The sequence below is a fragment of the Mycobacterium sp. genome, assembly GCF_965229105.1.
Lineage (GTDB): Bacteria > Actinomycetota > Actinomycetes > Mycobacteriales > Mycobacteriaceae > Mycobacterium.
This window is the reverse complement of record NZ_OZ245858.1, coordinates 1,841,712-1,862,548: the sequence shown is the minus strand read 5'-3', so window position 1 is coordinate 1,862,548 and position 20,837 is coordinate 1,841,712. Positions and strand designations below refer to the sequence as shown.

The following is a 20,837-nucleotide window of genomic DNA, read 5'->3' as shown; positions in this document are numbered from 1 at the left end:
GGATGAGGTTACTTTCCCTCGACTGCGAAGCGCGGGAAGGCGAGGTCACCTGCGTAGCGCGCGGCGTCGCCGAGCGCCTCTTCGATCCGCAGCAGCTGGTTGTACTTCGCGACGCGTTCGCTGCGGGCCGGGGCACCGGTCTTGATCTGGCCGCTGCCCACCGCCACCGCGAGATCGGCGATGGTGGTGTCCTCGGTCTCGCCGGAGCGGTGACTCATCATGGTGCGGTAGCCGCTGTTATGGGCCAGCGCGACCGCGTCGAGGGTTTCGGTCAGCGTGCCGATCTGGTTCACCTTCACCAGCAGGGCGTTGGCGGCGCCCTTCTCGATACCGTCCTCGAGGCGTTCGGGGTTGGTGACGAACAGGTCGTCGCCGACAATCTGGATCCGGTCACCGATAGCGGTGGTCAGCGAGACCCAGCCGTCCCAGTCGTCTTCGGACAGCGGATCCTCGATGGACACCAGCGGGTAGGTGTCGAGCAGTTCGGCATAGAACGCGGTCATCTGCTCGGCGGTCCGGGTCTGCTTCTCGAAGGCGTAACCCGTTCCCTCGGTGTAGAACTCGGTGGCCGCCACATCAAGTGCCAGCGCCACGTCAGCGCCGGGTTTGAAACCGGCCTGCTCGATGGCCGACAGGATCAGATCCAGCGCAGCCTTGGTGCCGGCGATATCGGGCGCGAAGCCACCCTCGTCGCCGAGGCCGGTGGACAGACCCTGCTTCTTCAACACGGATTTGAGCGAGTGGTACACCTCGGCACCCCAGCGCAGCGCTTCCTTGAAGGAGGGCGCACCGATGGGTGCGACCATGAACTCCTGGACGTCGACGCCGGTATCGGCGTGGGCGCCGCCGTTGACGATGTTCATCATCGGCACCGGCAGGATGTGGGCGTTCGGGCCACCGATGTAGCGGAACAGCGGCAGTCCCGCCGAATCCGCGGCGGCCTTCGCAACAGCCAGCGACACCCCGAGGATCGAGTTCGCGCCGAGCCGGGACTTGTCCGGGGTGCCATCGAGATCCAGCAGCGCCTGATCGACGAGGCGCTGGTCATCGGCGTTGAGCCCGATCACCGCAGGCGCGATCTCATCGAGAACCGCCTCCACGGCCTTCTCCACACCCTTGCCGCCGTAGCGAGCCGCGCCGTCGCGGAGCTCGACAGCCTCATGCTCGCCCGTGGACGCGCCGGAAGGGACCGCCGCCCGCGCGAACGTTCCGTCGATCAGCGCGACCTCGACCTCGACGGTCGGGTTGCCGCGGGAATCGAGGATCTCGCGTGCGCCTACCTGTTCGATGATGGGCACTGGCGTCTCCTTGCAGTTTTGGCGTGGGGCTGGAACAGCCATCAGCCTAGACGGGAACTACAGGGGGTGCCCGGCCGCATACGCGGTGGCCAGATCCCGCACCGTGCGCGCGTACTGGTCTGAATGGTTGTACGCCCGCAGCGCATTCATCCAGCCGCGCGGCGTCGCCAGATCCTTACCCCGCCAACACAGGTAGCCGGCGGCCGACAGTGCGGCATCGTCGATGTTGTCGGGGCTGATGACACCGTCGTTGTTGGCGTCGACGCCGTAGAGCTTCCACGTTTCGGGGATGAACTGCATGGGCCCCATCGCGCGATCCATATGGCTGTCGCCGTCCATCGCGCCGCCATCGGTATCGGGGATCAGCAGGTTGCCCGCGGTGCCGTCGAGGCGGACACCACGGATAGGCGGTGTCACGTCGCCGTTCGGCGCAATGGTCGCACCCCGGTACGTGCCGTGGTGGCTCTCGACCATTCCGATGCCCGCCAGCGTCGTCCAGGCGATATGACAGTTCGGGTTCTCCACCTCGGCCACTCGCGCTGCATAGGCGTAGGCCTCGAGTGCAGTCACCGGGATGCCGAGCGCAGGCGCCCGCTGTGCGGCCCAATCGTGCAGCTGATCGGCGGGGCGACCCTTGGCGTAGGTATCGACAGCGGGCACCGGATCACCCGCCGGGGGTGGCACACCTTCGGGAATGGGGATGCCGAGCTGCCACGAGCAACTTGAGGCCATGAGCAGGACCGTCGCCCCCACCACCGCGACGGCCCTGAGCCATCGCATCGGCAACACAGGACTCCCTACAACCCTCTTTGGTCGAAGACCATCGTCCCACGGGTTCGGATCAGGCCCGGTCAGGCGAGCCAGGACACCCCGCGAGATGAACCTGTACCGTGCGTGCGGACCCGCTGCTAAGGTGAGCCACACCTACCTATGGCTAGCCAATACTAGGTAGGCACATTTCGTAGCAAGGACAACACAATGACTGCCGTCGGGGACCTTCCGGTCACTCTCCTGGCCGCCGGTCCAAGCGTTTCATCGCAGCTGTTCGGCAGCGCGTTGATCGGTGTGCGCGAGGGTCTGGAGGCCGGGATCGTCGTCACGATTCTCGTGGCATTCCTGGTCAAATCCGACCGTCGGGACGCCCTCAAATGGGTGTGGTCCGGTGTTGCCGCAGCGGTTGCCATGACCATCGCGGTGTTCCTTGTCATCCAGTACGGGGAGAACACCATCTCCGGCCTCGCCGCGGAAGCCATCGCCGGTATCGCATCAGTGGTGGCCGTCGCGATCGTCACCTCGATGGTGCTCTGGATGAAAAAGGCGGCGGCCGGGCTGTCCGGCGAACTGCGCGGCGATATGGCGCGCGCTCTGGAAACCGGCGGCTGGGCCGTGGCGGCGCTGGCCTTTCTGGCGGTCGGGCGCGAAGGTGTCGAGACCGCACTGTTCATGGTCGGCTATGCCGAAGCTCAAACCGCCTGGCCCCTGATCGGTCTCATCGTCGGGGTGCTGATCGCGGTGGTGCTGGCCTACGGAATGTACGCCGGCGCGGTACGGATCGACCTGGCCAAATTCTTCAAATACACCGGTGCATTCCTGATCGTGGTGGCTGCCGGCATCCTCTCCTACGGCATCGGTGCCCTGCAGACGGTCGACTGGCTGCCCGGATTGTCCAACCGCGCGTTCGATATCAGCACGTGGTTCAACTGGTCGTCCTGGTACGGCGAAATCATCCAGGGCGTCTTCAACGTCACGCCCACTCCGACGGTGCTGCAGCTGATCTGCTGGCTGGCCTATCTCGTCGTCGTGCTCGCGCTGTTCCTGCGCCCATCCGGCGCCCCGGCGACAAAGGCCCCCGCGCCCACCGTCGCACCCTCCGATACCTCACACAATGAAAGGTCAACCACGTGAACCGCACCACCCCCGTCCTGGCCGCCTCCGCGGCACTGCTGGCAGGCGTCGCCCTGACCAGCTGTACCGCCAAGGAGTCCGCGACGCCCGCGACTGACGGCAAGGCGGCTCCCGCCGAGGTCACCGTCGCCGCGACCGACACCGAATGCACGCTGTCCGGTACCGAAGGGGCCACTGGCGCGAACACGTTCACCATCACCAACAACGGCAACAAGGTCACCGAGTTCTACGTCTACGACGAGGGCGACCGGGTGATGGGTGAGGTCGAGAACATCTCCCCCGGACTGTCGCGCAAGCTGATCGTCCAGCTCACCGAGCCAGGCACCTACACCACCGCCTGCAAGCCCGGCATGATCGGCGACGGTCTGCGCGGCGAGTACAAGGTCACCGGCGATGCCGTGCAGATCGACACCGAAGGCAAGTTCAAGGAAGCCTCCGACAGCTACAAGCGCTACGTGAACAGCCAGACCGAGGCACTGGTCACGGCCACCGAGGCATTCACCGCAGCGGTCAAATCCGGTGATATCGCCGCGGCCAAGGCCCAGTTCCCGATCGCCCGCACCTACTACGAGCGCATCGAGCCGGTGGCGGAGTCGTTCCCCGATGACCTCGATCCCCGCATCGACCTCCGCGAAGCCGACCTGGAGCCCGGCCAGAAATGGACCGGCTTCCACCGTCTGGAAAAGGATCTGTGGGTCAGCGGCCTGCAGCCCGATACCAACGCGATCGCCGACCAGCTGGTTGCCGATGTCAAAGAACTGAACGACGGCGTCAAGAAACCAGACTTCAGCGTCGACTCCACGCAGATCGCCGGCGGCGCCCAAGGCCTGCTCGACGAGATCGCGTCCAGCAAGATCAGCGGCGAAGAGGACATCTTCAGCCACACCGATCTGTGGGATTTCCAGGCCAACGTCGACGGTTCGCAGACCGCGGTCGCCTCGGTGCGGCCGATCCTCGACGAGCGCAACCCCGATCTGGGCAAGCGTGTCGATCAGCGCTTCGCCGATGTCGAGGCCGCGCTGGCCAAGTTCCGCGAGGGCGACGGCTTCGTGCTCTACGACAAGGTCACCGAGCCGCAGCGCAAGGGTCTGTCCGACGTCATCGACGCACTGTCCAAGGAAGTAAGCCAGGTCCAGGGTGTCATCGCACCTCAGTAATCCAGAAGGCTCGGTAGCGTCCACCCCCGCCGAACCGGTCAGCTCGTCGCGAGGCTTTTCACGACGCACGCTGATCGGTGCGGCCGGGGTGGGTGCGGCTATCGCTGGTACCGCCGGGGCTGCGTTCAGCGCCGGCCGGGCCACCGCAGCCGACAACACCCACGGGCAGCTGTTGCAGGGCCCGGTGCCGTTCCGCGGCGAGCGCCAAGCCGGCATCATCACCGAGGCGCAGGACCGCATGCAGTTCGCGACCTTCGATGTCACCACCGACTCCAAAGCGGAGTTGGTCGAGATGCTGCAGCAGTGGACCAATATGGCCGAGCGGATGACCGCCGGTGAAGAAGCCTTCGAAAAGGGCGCGGTCGGCCGCAATCCATATGCACCGCCATTGGATACCGGTGAGGCCCTTGGTCTTCCGGCCTCGCAGCTGACCCTGACCATCGGTTTCGGTCCCGACTTCTTCCTCAAGGACGGTAAGGATCGCTTCGGCATTGCCGGTCAGCGACCCGAACCGCTCAAACCGCTGCCGAAGTTCCCCAACGAGACGATGGACCCGGCGCGCAGCGGCGGCGATATCTGCATTCAGGCCTGCGCCAACGATCCGCAGGTCGCGGTGCACGCCATCCGCAACCTGGCGCGGGTGGCGTTCGGCACCGCATCGGTGCGGTACTCGCAGCTCGGTTTCGGCCGCACCTCGTCGACCACCAAGGATCAGAGCACACCGCGAAACCTGTTCGGGTTCAAGGACGGCACCAATAATCTCAAGGCCGACCAAACCGACATGCTCAATCAGCATGTCTGGGTGGCCGACGGGGACGGGCCGAACTGGCTGACCGGCGGCTCCTACCTGGTGACCCGGCGCATCCGGATGCGGATCGAGAATTGGGACCGCACCACCTTGCTCGAACAGGAGCGGGTGATCGGGCGGCAGAAGGGCAGCGGCGCGCCCAACGGTCTGACCCAGGAGTTCCAGGAACTCAACTTCGACCTGACCGACGATAAGAAGACCCCGCTGATCGATAAGGATGCGCACGTCCGATTGGCCTCACCGCAGCACCTCGGCGGTATTGAAATCCTGCGCCGCGGTTACAACTTCACCGACGGGTCGGACGGCTTCGGCCACCTCGACGCCGGATTGTTCTTCATCGCCTTCGTGCGTAATCCGGATACCTCGTTCATCCCGATGCAGCTCGAACTCTCCCGCCGCGACGCGCTCAACGAGTACATCACTCATACGGGCACAGCACTTTTCGCCATCCCGCCGGGTATCCGCGAGGGTGATACGTCGGCCTACTGGGGTTCTACCCTATTGGGCTGAGCTGTCGGGCTCTACAGGCCGAACGTTAGGCTGGACCGACGTTCGTGGACGAGCGTTAGGCTAGGACGACACTCGTCGCGCCAGCTTTTGCGCGACTAGCTGTCCAGATCGGGCTCTACGGCTTTGAGCTCACCGATGTCGATATCGTCGGCGACTTCGGTGGGCCAGGCGGCCCGCCATTCGTCGGCGCTGATCGCGGCGGCCGACGCCCCGTCGATCTCGGCTCGCCGCTGCCCGGCCACGGTCTTCTCCGCGGCCCGCACATCATCCATGAACGCCAAAACCTCTGAGCGCAGAGTATTTTCGGCATCGATATCGGCCCCGACGCTGACCGTGAGCATGCTGGAGGGAATCAACTCCGCCGGTAACCCGGCCTGCTGCGCACGCGCAATCACCTTCTGGGCGAGCGCGAGGGCGGGCTGTCCGGTCGGCACGTTGTCCATCGCCGAATCACGCGTCGTCTCAAGGGCTTTGCGCTCCTCCCATTGCGCAAGTTGTTCGTCCAGCGAAACTGTCTCGCCGCCGAGGACCGCAGGGGCGCGGTTGGCCAGTTTACGCACCAGTGCGTCGGCGACATCGTCGATACTGAACGCGTTGGCGGGGGCGTCTTCGGCGATGCGGGCGTGGAACAGCACCTGCAGCAGCACGTCGCCGAGCTCGTCGCGCAGCTCATCGGCGTCGCCGCTGCGAACGGCGTCGAACAATTCGTAGGTTTCCTCAAGCAGGTAGCGCCGCAACGAATCATGGGTCTGCTCGCTTTCCCACGGGCCCGTGGAGCGCAGCGTGTCCATGATCGCCACGGCATCGACCAGCCGCTCACCGGGTTGCGGTGCGGGCACTGCGATCACTCGCTCGCCAGCGGCCACTCGAGCCACCACAGCGGGATGACCGGGATCTGACGACAACAACACCGGCGCCAGATCCGCTGTGGCCCCGGATAACACCGGTCGTGCCGACGGCAACGACCACGGCACCTTTACCGGCAACTCCTCGGTGTACTGCACCTCGCCGTTGAGCAGTTCGATCGCCTCGACGGGAACCAGGGTGGGACGACGCGGGTCGACCAGGATGACGGTCACGTGTCCTGCCCGGTACTGCGGCCGGCGATGTCAACGGCGCCTTGTGGTTTCCCGTCCAACGCGATGAGCAGGTCGGCCACCCACTGCGCCAGCTCGAGGTCGCGGATGCGTGGGGACCCGATCGCCTTGCCTTCCCGCGGGATCGGCACCTGAATGGTGGAGGTGGTGGCCCGGTACTGCGCGCCGGGGAACATCCGGTTCAGGCGCAGCTGCCCGGAGTCCTGCAGCGTCAGTGGCGACAACCGCAATGTCGACGGCTGGCCGGCGGCGCCGGTCGCCGATACCTCGGTCACCCCATAACTGCGGCACAGCAGTCGCAACCGGGCCACGGCGAGCAGCCGCAAAGCCGGCTCGGGCAGCGGCCCGTACCGGTCGATCAGCTCCTCGATGACGGCGGTGATCGCGTCCACATCATCAGCGGCGGCCAGGCGGCGGTAACCCTCCAAACGCAGCCGGTCGCTGGCGATGTATTCCGGCGGCAGGTGGGCATCGATCGGCAGATCGATCCTGACGTCCTTGGGTTCTTCTGCGCTGGTGACGGTTTCGCCGTCGGCGGCCGCGCGGTATGCCTCGACGGCCTCACCGACCAGCCGCACATACAGGTCGAAACCCACCCCGGCGACGTGACCGGACTGCTCGACACCCAGCACGTTGCCCGCGCCACGGATCTCCAGATCCTTCATCGCCACGGCCATCCCGGCGCCCAGTTCGTTGTTCTGGGCGATGGTGGACAGCCGGTCATAGGCCGTCTCGGTCAGCGGAACGTCAGGCGGGTAAAGGAAATACGCGTACCCGCGTTCCCGACTTCGACCGACCCGGCCCCGCAGCTGGTGCAGCTGCGACAGCCCGAACGTATCGGCGCGTTCCACGATCAGCGTGTTGGCATTGGAGATGTCCAGGCCGGTCTCGACGATCGTGGTGCAGACCAGGATGTCGTATTCGCGGTTCCAGAACCCTTCGACGGTGCGCTCCAACCGCTCCTCGGGCATCTGCCCGTGGGCGACGACCACACGGGCTTCGGGCACCATATCCCGCACCCGCGCGGCGGCGTTATCGATGGAACTGACCCGGTTGTGGATGTAGAACGCCTGGCCGTCGCGCAGCAGCTCGCGGCGCAGCGCGGCCGCGACCTGCTTGTTGTCGTGCGGGCCGACATAGGTCAGTACCGGGTAACGCTCCTCGGGCGGGGTCAGGATCGTCGACATCTCCCGGATGCCGGCCAGGCTCATCTCCAGGGTGCGCGGGATCGGGGTGGCGCTCATCGTCAACACGTCGACGTGGGTGCGCAGGCTTTTGATGTGTTCCTTGTGCTCGACGCCGAACCGCTGTTCCTCGTCGACGATCACCAGGCCGAGGTCCTTCCACCGCGCGCTGGTCTGCAGCAGCCGGTGGGTGCCGATCACGATGTCGACCGACCCGTCGGCCATGCCCTCGAGAGCCTTGCGGGATTCGGCAGGATCGGTGAAGCGGGACAACCCCTTTACCGTCACCGGGAAGCCGGTCATGCGGGCGGAGAACGTCTGCAGGTGCTGGTCGGCCAGCAGGGTGGTCGGCACCAGCACCGCGACCTGCTTGCCATCCTGCACCGCCTTGAACGCTGCCCGCACCGCGATCTCGGTCTTGCCGTAGCCGACGTCACCACAGATCACCCGGTCCATCGGAACCGGTTTCTGCATATCGGATTTGACCTCGGTGATGGCCGTGAGCTGGTCGATGGTCTCGGTGAAACCGAACGCGTCTTCCATCTCGGCCTGCCACGGGGTATCCGGCCCGAAGGCGTAGCCGGGTGCGGCCTGGCGCTTGGCGTACAGCGCGACCAGTTCTCCGGCGATCTCGCGAACAGCCTTGCGCGCCTTGGTCTTTGTATTCGTCCAGTCGCTGCCGCCGAGCTTGCTCAGACCGGGTGCCTGTCCGCCGACATAGCGCGACAGCTGGTCCAGGGAGTCCATCGGCACGAACAGCTTGTCGGACCCACCGCCCCGCTTGGACGATGCGTACTCCAGCACCAGGTATTCCCGGCGGGCGCCGCCGACGGTGCGCTCCGTCATCTCGACGAACTTGCCGATACCGTGCTGGTCGTGCACCACCAGGTCGCCCGCGGCCAGGGCCAGAGGGTCGACGGTGTTGCGGCGTTTGGCGGCCAGCCGCTTTCCTTCGGTGGCAGCCACCCGGTTACCGGTGATATCGGTCTCGGTGATCACCACCAGGTTCGCGCCGGGTAGCACCACCCCGTCGTGCAGCGGGCCCTTCAGCACGCCGACGACTCCCGGTTTGAGCGGGTCGCCGGGCTCCAAACATGTTGCGGGCGTGTCAGCTTCGCCCAGCTGCTCGACGACCCGGTGCGCGGTGCCGGTGCCGGGGGCGACGACCGCGGCGTAGCCACCGGTCGCGACGTGCGCGCGCAGCATCGCGAAGAGGGTCTCGATCCCGTCGACCCCCTTGGGGCCCCGAACCGACGGCGCGGCCTGGATGTCGAGCTCCACGGCGGATCCGTCGGCCAACGGGCTCAGCGTCCACCACGGGTGACCACCGGCCCTAGCACCGGCGCGCACCTCGCCCAGTTCGCGGAATCCGGAACCGCCGAGCTGTTCGACGTCGATGGGTGCGTCGCCGCCGACCGCCGCCACCGACCACGACGCCTCGAGGAACTCCCGGCCGGTCTTGATCAGATCGGCACCGCGGGTGCGCACCTTCTCGGGATCGCACACCAACACCGGGGTGCCCGGCGCCAGCTGATCGGTCAGCAGTGCCAGATCGTCGGGCCGCAGCACCGGCAGCAGCGCTTCCATCCCGTCGACGGGAATGCCCTCGGCGAGTTTGGCCAGCATCTCCCCCACCGTGCCGGTGACGTGATGTTCGGCGACCGGATGATCGGTCAACAGCGCCGCTGCCCTGGCCCGCACCTCTGGGGTCAGCAGCAGCTCGCGGCAGGCCACCGCGATCACGGTGTCGACGGGGATCTCGGGGATCGAGCGCTGATCGGCGACGGAGAACATCCGCATCTCGCTGACCTCGTCGCCCCAGAACTCGATCCGGACCGGATGCTCGGCGGTCGGCGCGAAGATATCGAGGATGCCGCCGCGCACCGCGAACTCGCCGCGCTTGCCGACCATGTCCACCCGGGTATAGGCCAGCTCGACCAGGCGCTCGATGGTCTCGTCGAAACCCATCTCAGCGCCGAGGCGAAACGTCACCGGCTCGACCTTGGCCACATCGGGCGTCATCGGCTGCAGCAACGACCGCGCCGTGGTGACCACCACCCGCAGTGGCGGGCCCAGGCGCTCGTCGTCGGGGTGGGAGAGCCTGCGCAGCAGCATCAACCGGGCGCCGACGGTGTCCACCCCCGGCGACAGCCGCTCATGGGGCAGCGTCTCCCACGACGGGAACATCGCGACCGCGTCACCGAACACACCGCGCAGCTCGGCGGTGAGGTCGTCGGCCTCGCGGCCGGTGGCCGTGACCACCAGCAGCGGGCCCTGCTGGGCGAGCGCGGCGGCGACGAACACCTTGGCACTCGGCGGTCCGACCAACGCCATTTCGGCGGGCGCTTCCGCGGCGCGTTCGATCAGATCGGTAAAGGTCGGAGCGGTGAGCGCCAACTCGACGAGCCCCGCGATCGGGGTCTGGACATGGGTCTGCCCCGGTGCGGTCATGATGCGTCCCAGTCTAATGCGAGACCGCGACGCCACGAATCGGGTCGAAATCTGGTGGCTGCGCTGCCGAGTCAGAACTCAGCGTGAAATTCTCGCCGAATTCTCGCGCTGAGTTCTGACTCGATGCAAAAAGACCTATTCGTCCTGCAGGTGCGGGTCCGCCTCCAGATGGGTCAGACCGTTCCACATCAGGTTGACCAGGTGCGCGGCCACGACTTCCTTCTTGGGTTCCCGGGTGTCGAGCCACCACTGCGCCGTCATCGATACCGAGCCGACCAGCGCCTGGGCATACAGCGGCGCCAGATCCGGGTCGAGCCCGCGGCGGGCAAAATCACCGGCCAGGATCGAGGCGACCTGGCTGACGGCGTCGTTGAGCAGGCTCGAATAAGTCCCCGAGCTGATCGATGCGGGCGAGTCCCTGATCATGATCCGGAAACCGTCGGTGCGCTCCTCGACATAGGTCAGCAGCGCCAGCGCCACCCGCTCGACGCGGACGATCGAGCGGTTCATCGTCAACGAAGACGTGATCCCGTCGAGCAGGGCCGACATCTCACGGTCGACGACCACGGCGTACAGGCCTTCCTTACCGCCGAAATGCTCGTAGACCACCGGCTTGGAGACATTGGCCCGCTGCGCTATCTCCTCGATCGACGTCGCGTCATAGCCTCGTTCGGCGAACAACGCGCGTGCGATGTCGATGAGTTGGTGCCTGCGCTCGCTGCCAGTCATCCTGGCTCTGGGCGCACGCACCTCTTTTTCGGGAGCTGCCACGGGGGCAACCCTATCCGGGTGCACTAGACTCCGTGCCGCGATAGTCCGTCGTGGTGTAATCGGCAGCACTTCTGATTTTGGTTCAGATAGTTCAGGTTCGAGTCCTGGCGACGGAGCAAGCAAGCGAGGGACGAGCGAGCCTTGCGACTTGAGGCACGGAGCGACATGACAACACAAGGTGAATCCGCCGTCCTGGTGCTGGCCGCAGGTGCAGGCACCCGCATGAGATCGGATATTCCGAAGATCCTGCATCCGCTGGCGGGGCGCAGCATGCTGGCACATTCGCTGACCGCCGTGGTGAAGGTGGCGCCCCAGCATCTGGTCGTGGTGGTCGGAAAGAACCGCGACCTGATCGCTCCCGCAGTGACCGAGCTGGCCGACAAACTCGGCCGCACCATCGATATCGCGGTCCAGGATCAACAGCTGGGCACCGGCCACGCTGTGCTGTGCGGGCTGACCGCGCTGCCTGCGGACTTCGGCGGCGTCGTGGTCGTCGCCTCGGGTGACGTCCCAATGCTCGATACCGAGACGCTGGCCGAGCTGATCTCCACCCACAGCTCCGAACCCGCCGCCGTCACCGTCCTGACCACCACACTGCCCGACCCGACCGGGTACGGCCGGATCCTGCGGACCCAGGACGGCGAGGTCATCTCGATCGTCGAGCAGGCCGACGCCACCACGTCCCAGCGGGCGATCCGTGAGGTCAACGCCGGCGTCTACGCCTTTGATATCGCCGCGCTGCGTTCGGCGCTGAACCGGCTGCGCTCCGATAACGCCCAGCAGGAGCTGTACCTGACCGATGTGATCTCGATCGTGCGCCAGGACGGCCAGATCGTGCACGCCAAACATGTCGATGATCACGCGTTGGTGGCCGGGGTCAACGATCGCGTCCAACTGTCCGAACTCGGTGCCGAACTCAACCGCCGCATCGTCGCGAGCCATCAGCGCAGCGGCGTCACCGTCATCGACCCCGCATCGACGTGGATCGACATCGACGTCACCATCGGCCAGGACACCGTCATCCATCCCGGCACCCAGTTATTGGGGGCCACCCGCGTCGGCGCGCGCTGCACCGTCGGGCCCGACACCACCCTGGACGACGTCGTCGTCGGGGACCGCGCATCGGTCATCCGCACGCACGGCACGTCCTCGACGATCGGCGACGGTGCCACCGTGGGCCCGTTCACCTATCTGCGGCCGGGGACCTCGTTGGGACCCGACGGAAAACTGGGTGCGTTCGTCGAAACCAAGAACGCGACCATCGGCACCGGTACCAAAGTGCCGCACCTGACCTATGTCGGCGACGCCGATATCGGCGAGCACAGCAATATCGGCGCCTCGAGCGTGTTCGTCAACTACGACGGCGAGACCAAGAACCGCACCACCGTCGGCTCCCATGTCCGGACCGGATCCGACACGATGTTCATCGCGCCGGTCACCGTCGGCGACGGCGCGTACACCGGCGCGGGCACCGTGCTGCGGGAAGATGTGCCGCCCGGCGCGCTCGCTGTCTCGGCAGGTCCGCAACGCAATATCGAGGGTTGGGTGGCGCGTAAACGGCCCGGCAGTGCCGCTGCCGACGCGGCGCGCAAGGCTACTGAAGCCGAGGATCCGACCGACTGAAAAGACGCCAGGAGTTGGCATTCTGGTAACCCGCGGACGGACACGCCGAAACGCTCCGTACCATTGGCCCGTATCGATCCCCCACCTGCGAGGGCGGCATTCCCGTGAGCCACGACTGGACCGACAACCGCAAGAACCTGATGCTCTTCTCGGGTCGCGCGCACCCTGAGCTGGCCGAACAGGTGGCCAAAGAACTCGACGTACACGTCACCGCACAGACCGCCCGCGATTTCGCCAACGGCGAGATCTTCGTCCGGTTCGACGAGTCGGTACGCGGCAGCGACGCGTTCGTCCTGCAGAGCAACCCAGCGCCACTGAATCACTGGCTGATGGAACAGCTGCTGATGATCGATGCCCTCAAGCGCGGTAGCGCCAAGCGCATCACCGCGATCCTGCCGTTCTATCCGTATGCCCGCCAGGACAAGAAGCATCGCGGCCGCGAGCCCATCTCGGCGCGACTGGTCGCCGACCTGCTCAAGACCGCGGGCGCCGACCGCATCGTGTCGGTGGACCTGCACACCGACCAGATCCAGGGTTTCTTCGACGGCCCCGTCGACCACATGCGCGCGCAGCCACTGCTGTGCGGTTACATCGCCGATAACTACGGCGACGGTGACCTGGTGGTGGTCTCCCCTGACTCCGGCCGGGTGCGCGTGGCAGAGAAATGGGCCGATTCACTCGGCGGCGTCCCGCTGGCCTTCATCCACAAGACCCGCGACCCGCTGGTGCCCAACCAGGTCAAATCCAACCGCGTGGTCGGCGATGTCCGCGGTAAGACCTGCATCCTCACCGACGACATGATCGACACCGGTGGCACCATCGCCGGCGCCGTGAAGCTGCTGCGCGAAGACGGCGCCAAGGATGTCATCATCGCCGCCACCCACGGCGTGCTGTCGGAGCCCGCCGCACAGCGCCTCAGCGACTGCGGTGCGCGTGAGGTGATCGTCACCAACACCCTGCCGATCGAGGAAGAGAAGCGGTTCCCGACGCTCACCGTGTTGTCCATCGCTCCCCTGCTGGCCAGCACCATCCGCGCGGTGTTCGAGAATGGTTCGGTGACTGGGCTTTTCGACGGGATGGCCTGAGTGTCGCAGGCGGTTATCTATCACAACCCCAGGTGCTCGACATCCCGCAAAACCCTGGATCTGTTGCGCGACAACGGTATCGAACCGACCGTCGTGCAGTATCTCAAAACACCGCCGTCGCGTGCCGAGCTCGCGACGATGATCGCCGATGCCGGTATCGAGGTCCGCACCGCGGTGCGTAAACGCGAAACGCTCTATGGCGAACTGAACCTGGCGCAGGCCTCTGACGACGAACTGCTCGACGCCATGGCCGCCAACCCCATCCTGATCGAGCGGCCCTTCGTCGTCACCGGCAAGGGCACGCGACTGGCCCGCCCGATCGAGTCGGTCCGCGAGATTCTGTGACGGCCGGCCGCTCCGCGGCTGCCAGCGCGGTGGCCGTTGTCGTCGCGCTGGTCACCCTGACTGCGTGTGGCTCGAAAACGCCTGACTACCAGTCGATCTGGAGTACCAGCGCCACATCGGCGCCGGCCACGACGACCAGCACTGAAAAGCCGATACCGTTTTCGGACTACCTGGAACGCCACGGCGTGCGCGGCGAGCCGATCGCGACCGACAAACTGACCGGTATCACCGTGACGATGCCGCACCCCAAGGGCTGGCAGCGCTACACCGACCCCAGCTCAGCCCCAGGGACCGAGGTCATCGCCAGGAACAACACCTACCCGACGGCGACCCTGGTGGTGTTCAAGGTGCACGGCGATTTCGATGTGGCCGACGCGATCAAACACGCCAATGCCGACGCCGAAATGTCGACGAAATTCACCAAGCTCAACGAATCCCTCGCCGACTTCGGCGGCTTCCCGTCGGCGATGATCGAGGGCAGCTACGACAACGCCAAGGGCGACCGCCTGCACAGCTACAACCGCATCGTCATCCCGGTGACGCCGGCACCCGCGTTTGAGCGGTACCTGGTTCAGCTGACGGTGACCAGCCTGGCCGATCAGGCCGTCGCCGACTCCGATGACATCCAGGCCATCATCGACGGGTTCAAGGTCACCGTCCCCTGACCCATCGTTTTTCCCGCGAGCAGACGTAAAGGGGTACTTCGGCTCGGCGTGTTGAGGGCACTATGCGTCTGCTCGCGGGAAAAAACTAGGGTGGCTGCCATGAGCGACTGGACCGCCGCAGACCTGCCCTCGTTCGCCGGCCGCACGGTGATCGTCACCGGCGCCAACAGCGGCCTGGGCAAAATCACCGCCACCGAACTGGCCAGGGTGGGGGCCACGGTCATCTTGGCGGTCCGCAATACCGCCAAGGGCGACGCCGCAGCCGCCGAGATGGCCGGTTTCGCAGCGGGGCGGGTGCAGGTGCGCAGGCTCGACCTGCAGGACCTCGCGTCGGTGCGGGAGTTCGCCGACGGTATTGAGCAGGTCGACGTGCTGGTCAACAACGCGGGCATCATGGCCGTGCCGCACGCGCAGACCAAGGACGGTTTCGAAAGCCAGATCGGCACCAATCACCTCGGTCACTTCGCGCTGACCAACCAGCTGCTGCCGAAGCTGACCGACCGGGTGGTGACGGTGTCGTCGATGATGCACCTGATCGGTTACCTCAGCCTCAAGGATCTGAACTGGAAGTCCAGGCCGTACTTCGCCTGGCCCGCGTATGGCCAGTCGAAGTTGGCGAACCTGCTGTGCACCAGCGAATTGCAGCGCCGCCTGGACCGGGCCGGTTCACCGCTGAAGGCCCACGCCGCACATCCGGGCTATTCCAGCACCAACCTGCAAGGTCAGACCGGTAACCAGTTGGGCACCAAGGTCTGGTTGGCTGCCAACCGCCTGGTGGGCTCCGAAGCCGAATACGGAGCCCGTCACACGCTCTACGCCGTCGCCGAGGATCTGCCCGGCAACAGCTTCGTCGGCCCGCGGTTCCTTATGCGGGGCCCGACCGGGCGCGTCGGGCGCAGCCCGCTGGCCAGTAATGCGACGTCGGCGGCAGGGCTCTGGCAGCTCTCCGAGCAGCTCACGGGCACCGTTTTCCCTTTTTGAGCCTCCATGCGTTAGCCTTGCCGAGCGTCACGGCGAGGGTGGTTCGACCACCGTTATCGACGGAGATCCCGCATTCTTCTGCGGTTGTCTGCTCTGGCTGTGCCTCGAACCCACGTTTCGAACCAACGTTTCGAACGACACGGACCGCCAGATACAAGGAGCAACACCATGGCCAAGACAGCTGCTCACGCAGAAAACAACCTGACCGCAGCGGTGCGGACCAAGACCGGCAAGGGTGCTTCGCGCCAGGCCCGTCGCGACGGCAAGGTTCCCGCCGTGCTCTACGGCCACGGCACCGATCCGCAGCACCTTGAGCTGCCTGCCCGCGAGTTCGCCGCCGTGCTGCGTAACTTCGGCACCAACGCCGTTCTGACGCTCGACATCGACGGCACCGAGGCGCTGGCGCTGCCCAAGTCGATCGAGGTGCACCCGATCCGCCGCTCGATCACCCACGTCGACCTGATCATCGTCCGTCGCGGCGAGAAGGTCACTGTCGAGGTCAACGTCGTCGTCGAAGGCGATGCCGGCCCCGACACCCTGGTCAACCAGGAATCCAACACCATCGAGATCGAGTCCGACGCCATGTCGATCCCCGAGCAGCTCACGCTCTCGGTCGAGGGCATCCCCGCGGGTACACAGTTCACCGCTGCGCAGGTTCCGCTGCCCGACGGCGTCACCCTGATCTCGGATCCCGAACTGCTGGTCGTCAACGTCATTCCGGCCCCGACCGCCGATGACCTTGAGGCCGAGGGTGCCGGCGAGGCCACCGACGCGCCTGCCGCCGAGGCTTCCGGCGACGCGGCCGAGGGCGAGGGCGAATCCGCTTCCGAGTAATCGGCTGGCGACGGGAAGCGACCGACGTGGCCGATCCCCTTCTGGTGGTCGGTCTTGGCAACCCGGGACCGAACTACGCGAAAACCCGACACAACGTCGGGTTCATGGTCGCCGATATTCTGGCCGACCGGATGGGCTCGAAGTTCAAGGTGCACAAACGTTCTGGCGCCGAGGTGGCTACCGGCCACCTCGGCGGCCGGTCCGTGGTGCTGGCCAAACCGCGGGTCTACATGAACGAATCCGGGCGTCAGGTCGGCCCGTTGGCGAACTTCTACTCGATTACGCCTGGCGATGTGATCGTGGTGCACGACGAGCTCGATATCGAGTTCGGCCGCATCCGACTCAAACTCGGCGGCGGCGAGGGCGGCCACAACGGGTTGCGCTCCGTGGCATCGGCATTGGGCACCAAGGATTTTCAACGGGTGCGGATCGGGATCGGACGTCCGCCAGGGCGTAAGGACCCGGCGGCGTACGTGCTGGAGGCATTCAATACCACCGAGCGCGCCGAGCTACCGACGATCTGCGAGCAGGCCGCCGATGCCACCGAACTGCTGGTGCAGGTAGGCCTGGAGCCCGCCCAGAACACCGTGCACGCCTGGTAATTACCGCCCCCGGATACCGCTGTCGACCACTTTGACGGGTTTGTGCGGGTACCGCTTCTCGGCGAATGCCTTGGCCTTGGAGTTCGGTAACACGTAGAGCGTTTCCTTCTTCTCCTGCAACGGTTTCAGCACCAGATCCATGAAACCCTTCCGGTCATCGAGGTACGGCTCGATGACGTCCTCACCGGCCGGGCAGACCGCCAGGCAGTATGCCGCCTTGTAGTTGGCCTTGAACGACAGGCTCTGCCACATCGACGCATTCTCCGAATCGGTCACCCGCGACCGGAAATCGGCCGCATCGGAACTGTCCGCGATCGTCTGCGCCCAATCGGTGAACCCGCCCATGAATTCGCGGTAGTTGTGCACCGAACACGCGACGAAATCGAAGTCGCCGTCCTTGCCGATGGCGCCGACGGGGCAGGCGGCGACACATAACTTACATTCCAGACACGGCGAGTAGTCCAGTGGTGCACCGTAACTGGAGATCTCGGCATCCACCAGTACGGTCGCCAGCAGGATGAAGTTGCCGAACTTCGGGTGGATGACATTGCGATGGATGCCCATCACGCCCAGCCCGGCCGCAACGGCCACCGGCTTATGCGCCACCACCCAGATCCGGCCCGGGAAGTTGTCCATCTCCATCGGAAACGTTGCCGACGGATTCAGCGCGCGATGCCCCAGGTCCTGCAAGGTCCGGGTAATCCGATGTGCCGCTTCGTTGATGATCTCGCCGGTCCGGTGAAATTCCTGATTGGCGACACTGCGCGCTGTCGAGCGCACGTTGTCCCGGTTCATCCGCACCACCAGCGCGATGTAACTCTTGGCGCCGGGCAGGCCGGTGTTGACATGCTCAACCTCAGAGGCAAGCGCCGGATCATCGACGCTGGCGAACGCCACATCGTCGGCGCCCGCGGCCAGGCAGATCTCCCGCAGCCAGTCGGCGTCGATGACGGTCGGCGTCGGCGTCGCATCTCGACTACGCACCTTCTGCACCGTCGGATGATTGGCGAGCTTGGGCGGCAGAGGCGGCCGGGAGTCCATTCTGAGTATTGTAGACCATACTCAGCATGGACCGTCTGAGTCGCGTAAAGAAAGCGCCGAGGCCATGTACGCACAGGCCGAAGGGGCGTACATGTTGAAGGTATGGAGCACACGCGACGGCTCCGCTCGATCGGCAGCGGACGCACTTGGGGATCATTCGATATCTATCCCAGCCGCTATGGCATCACCAGGTATCGGCTGGTGATGTTCCCGCCGGGCATATCGTCCGACGAACGCCGACTGTTGAGGGCCTGGCGCACCTGGCCGGTGTGGGGGTCGCTACTGTTTCTGGCTTCGCAGCTGTGGCTGACGCACGCTATGGCAGCGAGGTGGGCGCTGGCGATATCGGCCACGATCTGGTTGCTCTCCGGCGCCGTCGCCTTCGCCTTCTCTGCCCAAACACGGTCCAGGGTGCGGTGTTTGAACGGTATTGCGGTGACAGGGCCGTATGACGACGACACCGTCAACCAACTGGCGGCGGTGCGCGCGTTGGCCACCACCCTGCTGGCGGCTGACGCCCGACGCGACGAAGGCGTGCTCAGTGAGCTCGACCACGAGGCGATCTGCTGGCAGTCATATCAGCAGATCGGGCAACTCACTGCCGGGCCAACCGCCCGACTCTAGGTAACCAGCGCAACCGAATTGGCTCGACGCAGCTTGCCCGACGGTGTCTTCGGGATGGTGCCGGGCCCGAGCACGACGACGTTGCGCGGCCGGACATCGACCTCGGCGACGACCTCGTGCGCGACCTGGTGCTCGATCCGGCGAACCTCGACCGGATCCTTGAAGTTGTTCGATTCCACGGCGACGGCGAACGTCTCTCGTGAGTGCCCGGCATCGAGACGCACGGCAACGGCGCAGCCGGGGCGGACGCCTTCGACTCGGCCCGCTGCGCGTTCGATATCGGTCGGATAGATGTTGCGGCCGGCCATGATGATGACGTCCTTGACGCGGCCACACACCACGACGTGACCAGCCTCGGTCAGGTAGCCCAGATCACCGGTGTCATACCAGCCGTGCTCGTCCTGGGCCGGGATGAAACCGCCCATCGTCAGGTAGCCGGGGGTCAGCGACTCACCGCGTAACTCGATGACACCGACGCCGCGGGCAGGCATCACATTGCCGTGCTCGTCGACGATGCGGGCCTCGAGGTCGGTCAGCAGCGGGCCGAGCGTGGCCAGGCGGCGGGTATTGCCCTTCGAGGACGGCACCGCTTGGCGCAGCGCGGCCAGCAGGTCCGCATCGACCTCGTCGACGACCAGGCCGGCATTGCACTCGGAGAACGACACGGCCAGCGTGGTCTCCGCCATGCCGTAGGCGGGCAGGATGGCCGAGGATTTCAAGCCGAACGGCTTGCCCGCGTCGAGCAGGTCCTCGACGTCGGCGGGTTCGACGGGCTCGGCGCCGGACAGGGCGAAACGCAGGGTCGACAGATCGAAATCACCGGGTTTGGCTTGGCGACGCAACCGCTTGGCCAACAGCGCGTAGGCGAAGTTCGGCGCCGCGGTCATCGTGCCCTTGTACTTGTCGATGAGCTTGGCCCACAGCAGGGTGTCGCGCAGGAAGTCCATCGGCGTGACCTTGACCAGCTCCGCCCCGAAGTACATCGGGATGGTCAGGAAGCCGACCATGCCCATATCGTGGAAGCACGGCAGCCAGCTGACCATGACATCCCGGTCGACCTCGTACTCCGCACCGATGAACATCGCCTCGGCGTTGGAATGGATGTTGCGGTGGGTGATCTGGACCGCTTTGGGTGATCCAGTGGATCCGGACGTCAGCTGCATCAGAGCGAGATCGTCTTCCCCGGTTTCCACCGGGTCGATCGGCTCGGCGGCCATCAGGTCCTCGATGACGAGGACTTTGATGCCCTTCTCCTCCAGGACCGGCGCGGCCACCAGGAACGGGTCGGAGATGACGACGGCTTTCGCCTCGATCATGTCGATGACGTGCATGGTGTCCTCGGCCCACATCACCAGGTCGGTGCGCGGCGTCGGCTGGTGCAGCATCGTCAGGCTGGCGCCCCGCATCCACAGCGCCTGTGCCGTCGGGGCGATCTCCACGGGGGCACCCGCGAGAACACCGACAGCGTCGCCGGGGCCAACGCCTGCGGCGGCCAGACCGCCCGCGACGCGCCGGGCGCGCTCGTGCACTTGCGCCCAGGTGTGCCGGACCGGCTCGGCCGGCTCGCCGGTCACCATGCCCTTCGTACTGTTCCTGGCGTTGTAGTACATCTTGTCGGTAAATCGGCTCACGAGGACCTCCTCGGCTTTCGGAGCGGTGACGACATTGGCAACACCCAAGAACCCATGCTGCGCCCCGCGGTGGTCGCACCCGCGGAGGCGCGCGCACACAATTGAGCTGCGGTTAGGTCTCGGATTGGACGTCTTGGACGGACTGGTGAGCGACGCGTCGACGCCACACTGTCGGCCCCACCGTAGATTCCGGCGGGTGCCCAGTCTGGGTCGATTGACTTACCG

The 20,837-nt window shown here is 65.8% G+C and carries 18 protein-coding genes and 1 tRNA gene; 12 read left to right on the top strand and 7 right to left on the bottom strand.

Features of this window, described 5'->3' with window-relative positions:
- Positions 1-8 precede the first annotated feature (8 nt).
- A complete protein-coding gene (gene eno, locus ADBZ9O_RS09025; protein ID WP_526530393.1) occupies positions 9-1,298 on the bottom strand; it encodes a phosphopyruvate hydratase in 1,290 nt (429 codons plus the stop codon).
- A 57-nt stretch (positions 1,299-1,355) separates the two neighbouring features.
- Positions 1,356-2,087, bottom strand: coding sequence for a lytic transglycosylase domain-containing protein (locus ADBZ9O_RS09020; protein WP_526530391.1), 732 nt, complete (start codon positions 2,085-2,087; stop codon positions 1,356-1,358).
- Positions 2,088-2,276: 189 nt separating this feature from the next.
- Between ADBZ9O_RS09020 and efeU the strand changes: the two genes are divergently transcribed.
- The 3 genes from efeU to efeB are packed head-to-tail and all read left to right on the top strand — an operon-like array spanning position 2,277 to position 5,678.
- Entirely contained in the window at positions 2,277-3,203 is a 927-nt protein-coding gene (efeU, locus tag ADBZ9O_RS09015) for an iron uptake transporter permease EfeU (RefSeq protein WP_526530389.1), read from the top strand.
- Positions 3,200-4,360, top strand: a complete 1,161-nt coding sequence (gene efeO / locus ADBZ9O_RS09010) for an iron uptake system protein EfeO (protein WP_526530387.1) — start codon at positions 3,200-3,202, stop codon at positions 4,358-4,360. The genes efeU and efeO overlap by 4 nt, the downstream gene beginning before the upstream one ends.
- Entirely contained in the window at positions 4,341-5,678 is a 1,338-nt protein-coding gene (gene efeB / locus ADBZ9O_RS09005) for an iron uptake transporter deferrochelatase/peroxidase subunit (protein WP_526530385.1), read from the top strand. The genes efeO and efeB overlap by 20 nt, the downstream gene beginning before the upstream one ends.
- A gap of 95 nt (positions 5,679-5,773) precedes the next feature.
- Here efeB and ADBZ9O_RS09000 read toward each other — a convergent pair whose 3' ends face one another.
- From ADBZ9O_RS09000 to ADBZ9O_RS08990, 3 genes are all read right to left on the bottom strand, one after another.
- The gene (locus ADBZ9O_RS09000) at positions 5,774-6,757 is read right to left on the bottom strand and encodes a nucleoside triphosphate pyrophosphohydrolase (RefSeq protein ID WP_526530383.1); all 984 of its coding nucleotides are present in this window, start codon (positions 6,755-6,757) and stop codon (positions 5,774-5,776) included.
- Positions 6,754-10,410, bottom strand: coding sequence for a transcription-repair coupling factor (gene mfd / locus ADBZ9O_RS08995; protein ID WP_526530381.1), 3,657 nt, complete (start codon positions 10,408-10,410; stop codon positions 6,754-6,756). Before mfd ends, ADBZ9O_RS09000 begins: the two co-directional genes overlap by 4 nt.
- A 135-nt stretch (positions 10,411-10,545) precedes the next feature.
- Positions 10,546-11,139 (bottom strand): TetR/AcrR family transcriptional regulator, encoded by a 594-nt coding sequence (locus ADBZ9O_RS08990; protein WP_526532989.1) that lies wholly within the window; start codon positions 11,137-11,139, stop codon positions 10,546-10,548.
- Between the two features lie 86 nt (positions 11,140-11,225).
- Here ADBZ9O_RS08990 and ADBZ9O_RS08985 point away from each other — a divergent pair.
- From ADBZ9O_RS08985 to pth, 8 genes are all read left to right on the top strand, one after another.
- Positions 11,226-11,297: transfer RNA gene (locus ADBZ9O_RS08985), tRNA-Gln, on the top strand.
- 49 nt (positions 11,298-11,346) lie between these two features.
- Positions 11,347-12,804 carry a bifunctional UDP-N-acetylglucosamine diphosphorylase/glucosamine-1-phosphate N-acetyltransferase GlmU gene (gene glmU / locus ADBZ9O_RS08980; RefSeq protein WP_526530379.1) on the top strand — a complete coding sequence of 486 codons (1,458 nt, stop codon included), beginning with the start codon at positions 11,347-11,349 and terminating at the stop codon, positions 12,802-12,804.
- A 104-nt stretch (positions 12,805-12,908) separates the two neighbouring features.
- Positions 12,909-13,889 carry a ribose-phosphate diphosphokinase gene (locus ADBZ9O_RS08975; protein WP_526530377.1) on the top strand — a complete coding sequence of 327 codons (981 nt, stop codon included), beginning with the start codon at positions 12,909-12,911 and terminating at the stop codon, positions 13,887-13,889.
- Positions 13,890-14,234, top strand: coding sequence for an arsenate reductase (glutaredoxin) (arsC, locus tag ADBZ9O_RS08970; RefSeq protein WP_526530375.1), 345 nt, complete (start codon positions 13,890-13,892; stop codon positions 14,232-14,234).
- Positions 14,231-14,899, top strand: a complete 669-nt coding sequence (locus ADBZ9O_RS08965) for an LpqN/LpqT family lipoprotein (protein WP_526530373.1) — start codon at positions 14,231-14,233, stop codon at positions 14,897-14,899. Before arsC ends, ADBZ9O_RS08965 begins: the two co-directional genes overlap by 4 nt.
- A 99-nt stretch (positions 14,900-14,998) precedes the next feature.
- Positions 14,999-15,880 carry an oxidoreductase gene (locus tag ADBZ9O_RS08960; protein ID WP_526530371.1) on the top strand — a complete coding sequence of 294 codons (882 nt, stop codon included), beginning with the start codon at positions 14,999-15,001 and terminating at the stop codon, positions 15,878-15,880.
- Positions 15,881-16,048: 168 nt separating this feature from the next.
- Positions 16,049-16,714 (top strand): 50S ribosomal protein L25/general stress protein Ctc, encoded by a 666-nt coding sequence (locus ADBZ9O_RS08955; protein ID WP_526530369.1) that lies wholly within the window; start codon positions 16,049-16,051, stop codon positions 16,712-16,714.
- A 26-nt stretch (positions 16,715-16,740) separates the two neighbouring features.
- Entirely contained in the window at positions 16,741-17,316 is a 576-nt protein-coding gene (gene pth, locus ADBZ9O_RS08950; RefSeq protein ID WP_526530367.1) for an aminoacyl-tRNA hydrolase, read from the top strand.
- On the opposite strand, the gene ADBZ9O_RS08945 is transcribed toward pth, so the two are convergent.
- Entirely contained in the window at positions 17,317-18,357 is a 1,041-nt protein-coding gene (locus tag ADBZ9O_RS08945; protein ID WP_526530365.1) for an epoxyqueuosine reductase, read from the bottom strand.
- 102 nt (positions 18,358-18,459) lie between these two features.
- Between ADBZ9O_RS08945 and ADBZ9O_RS08940 the strand changes: the two genes are divergently transcribed.
- Positions 18,460-18,981, top strand: a complete 522-nt coding sequence (locus ADBZ9O_RS08940) for a DUF6611 family protein (protein WP_526530363.1) — start codon at positions 18,460-18,462, stop codon at positions 18,979-18,981.
- On the opposite strand, the gene ADBZ9O_RS08935 is transcribed toward ADBZ9O_RS08940, so the two are convergent.
- Positions 18,978-20,612 (bottom strand): fatty acyl-AMP ligase, encoded by a 1,635-nt coding sequence (locus ADBZ9O_RS08935; RefSeq protein WP_526530361.1) that lies wholly within the window; start codon positions 20,610-20,612, stop codon positions 18,978-18,980. The two genes, ADBZ9O_RS08940 and ADBZ9O_RS08935, sit on opposite strands and share 4 nt — an antisense overlap.
- Positions 20,613-20,837 lie beyond the last annotated feature (225 nt).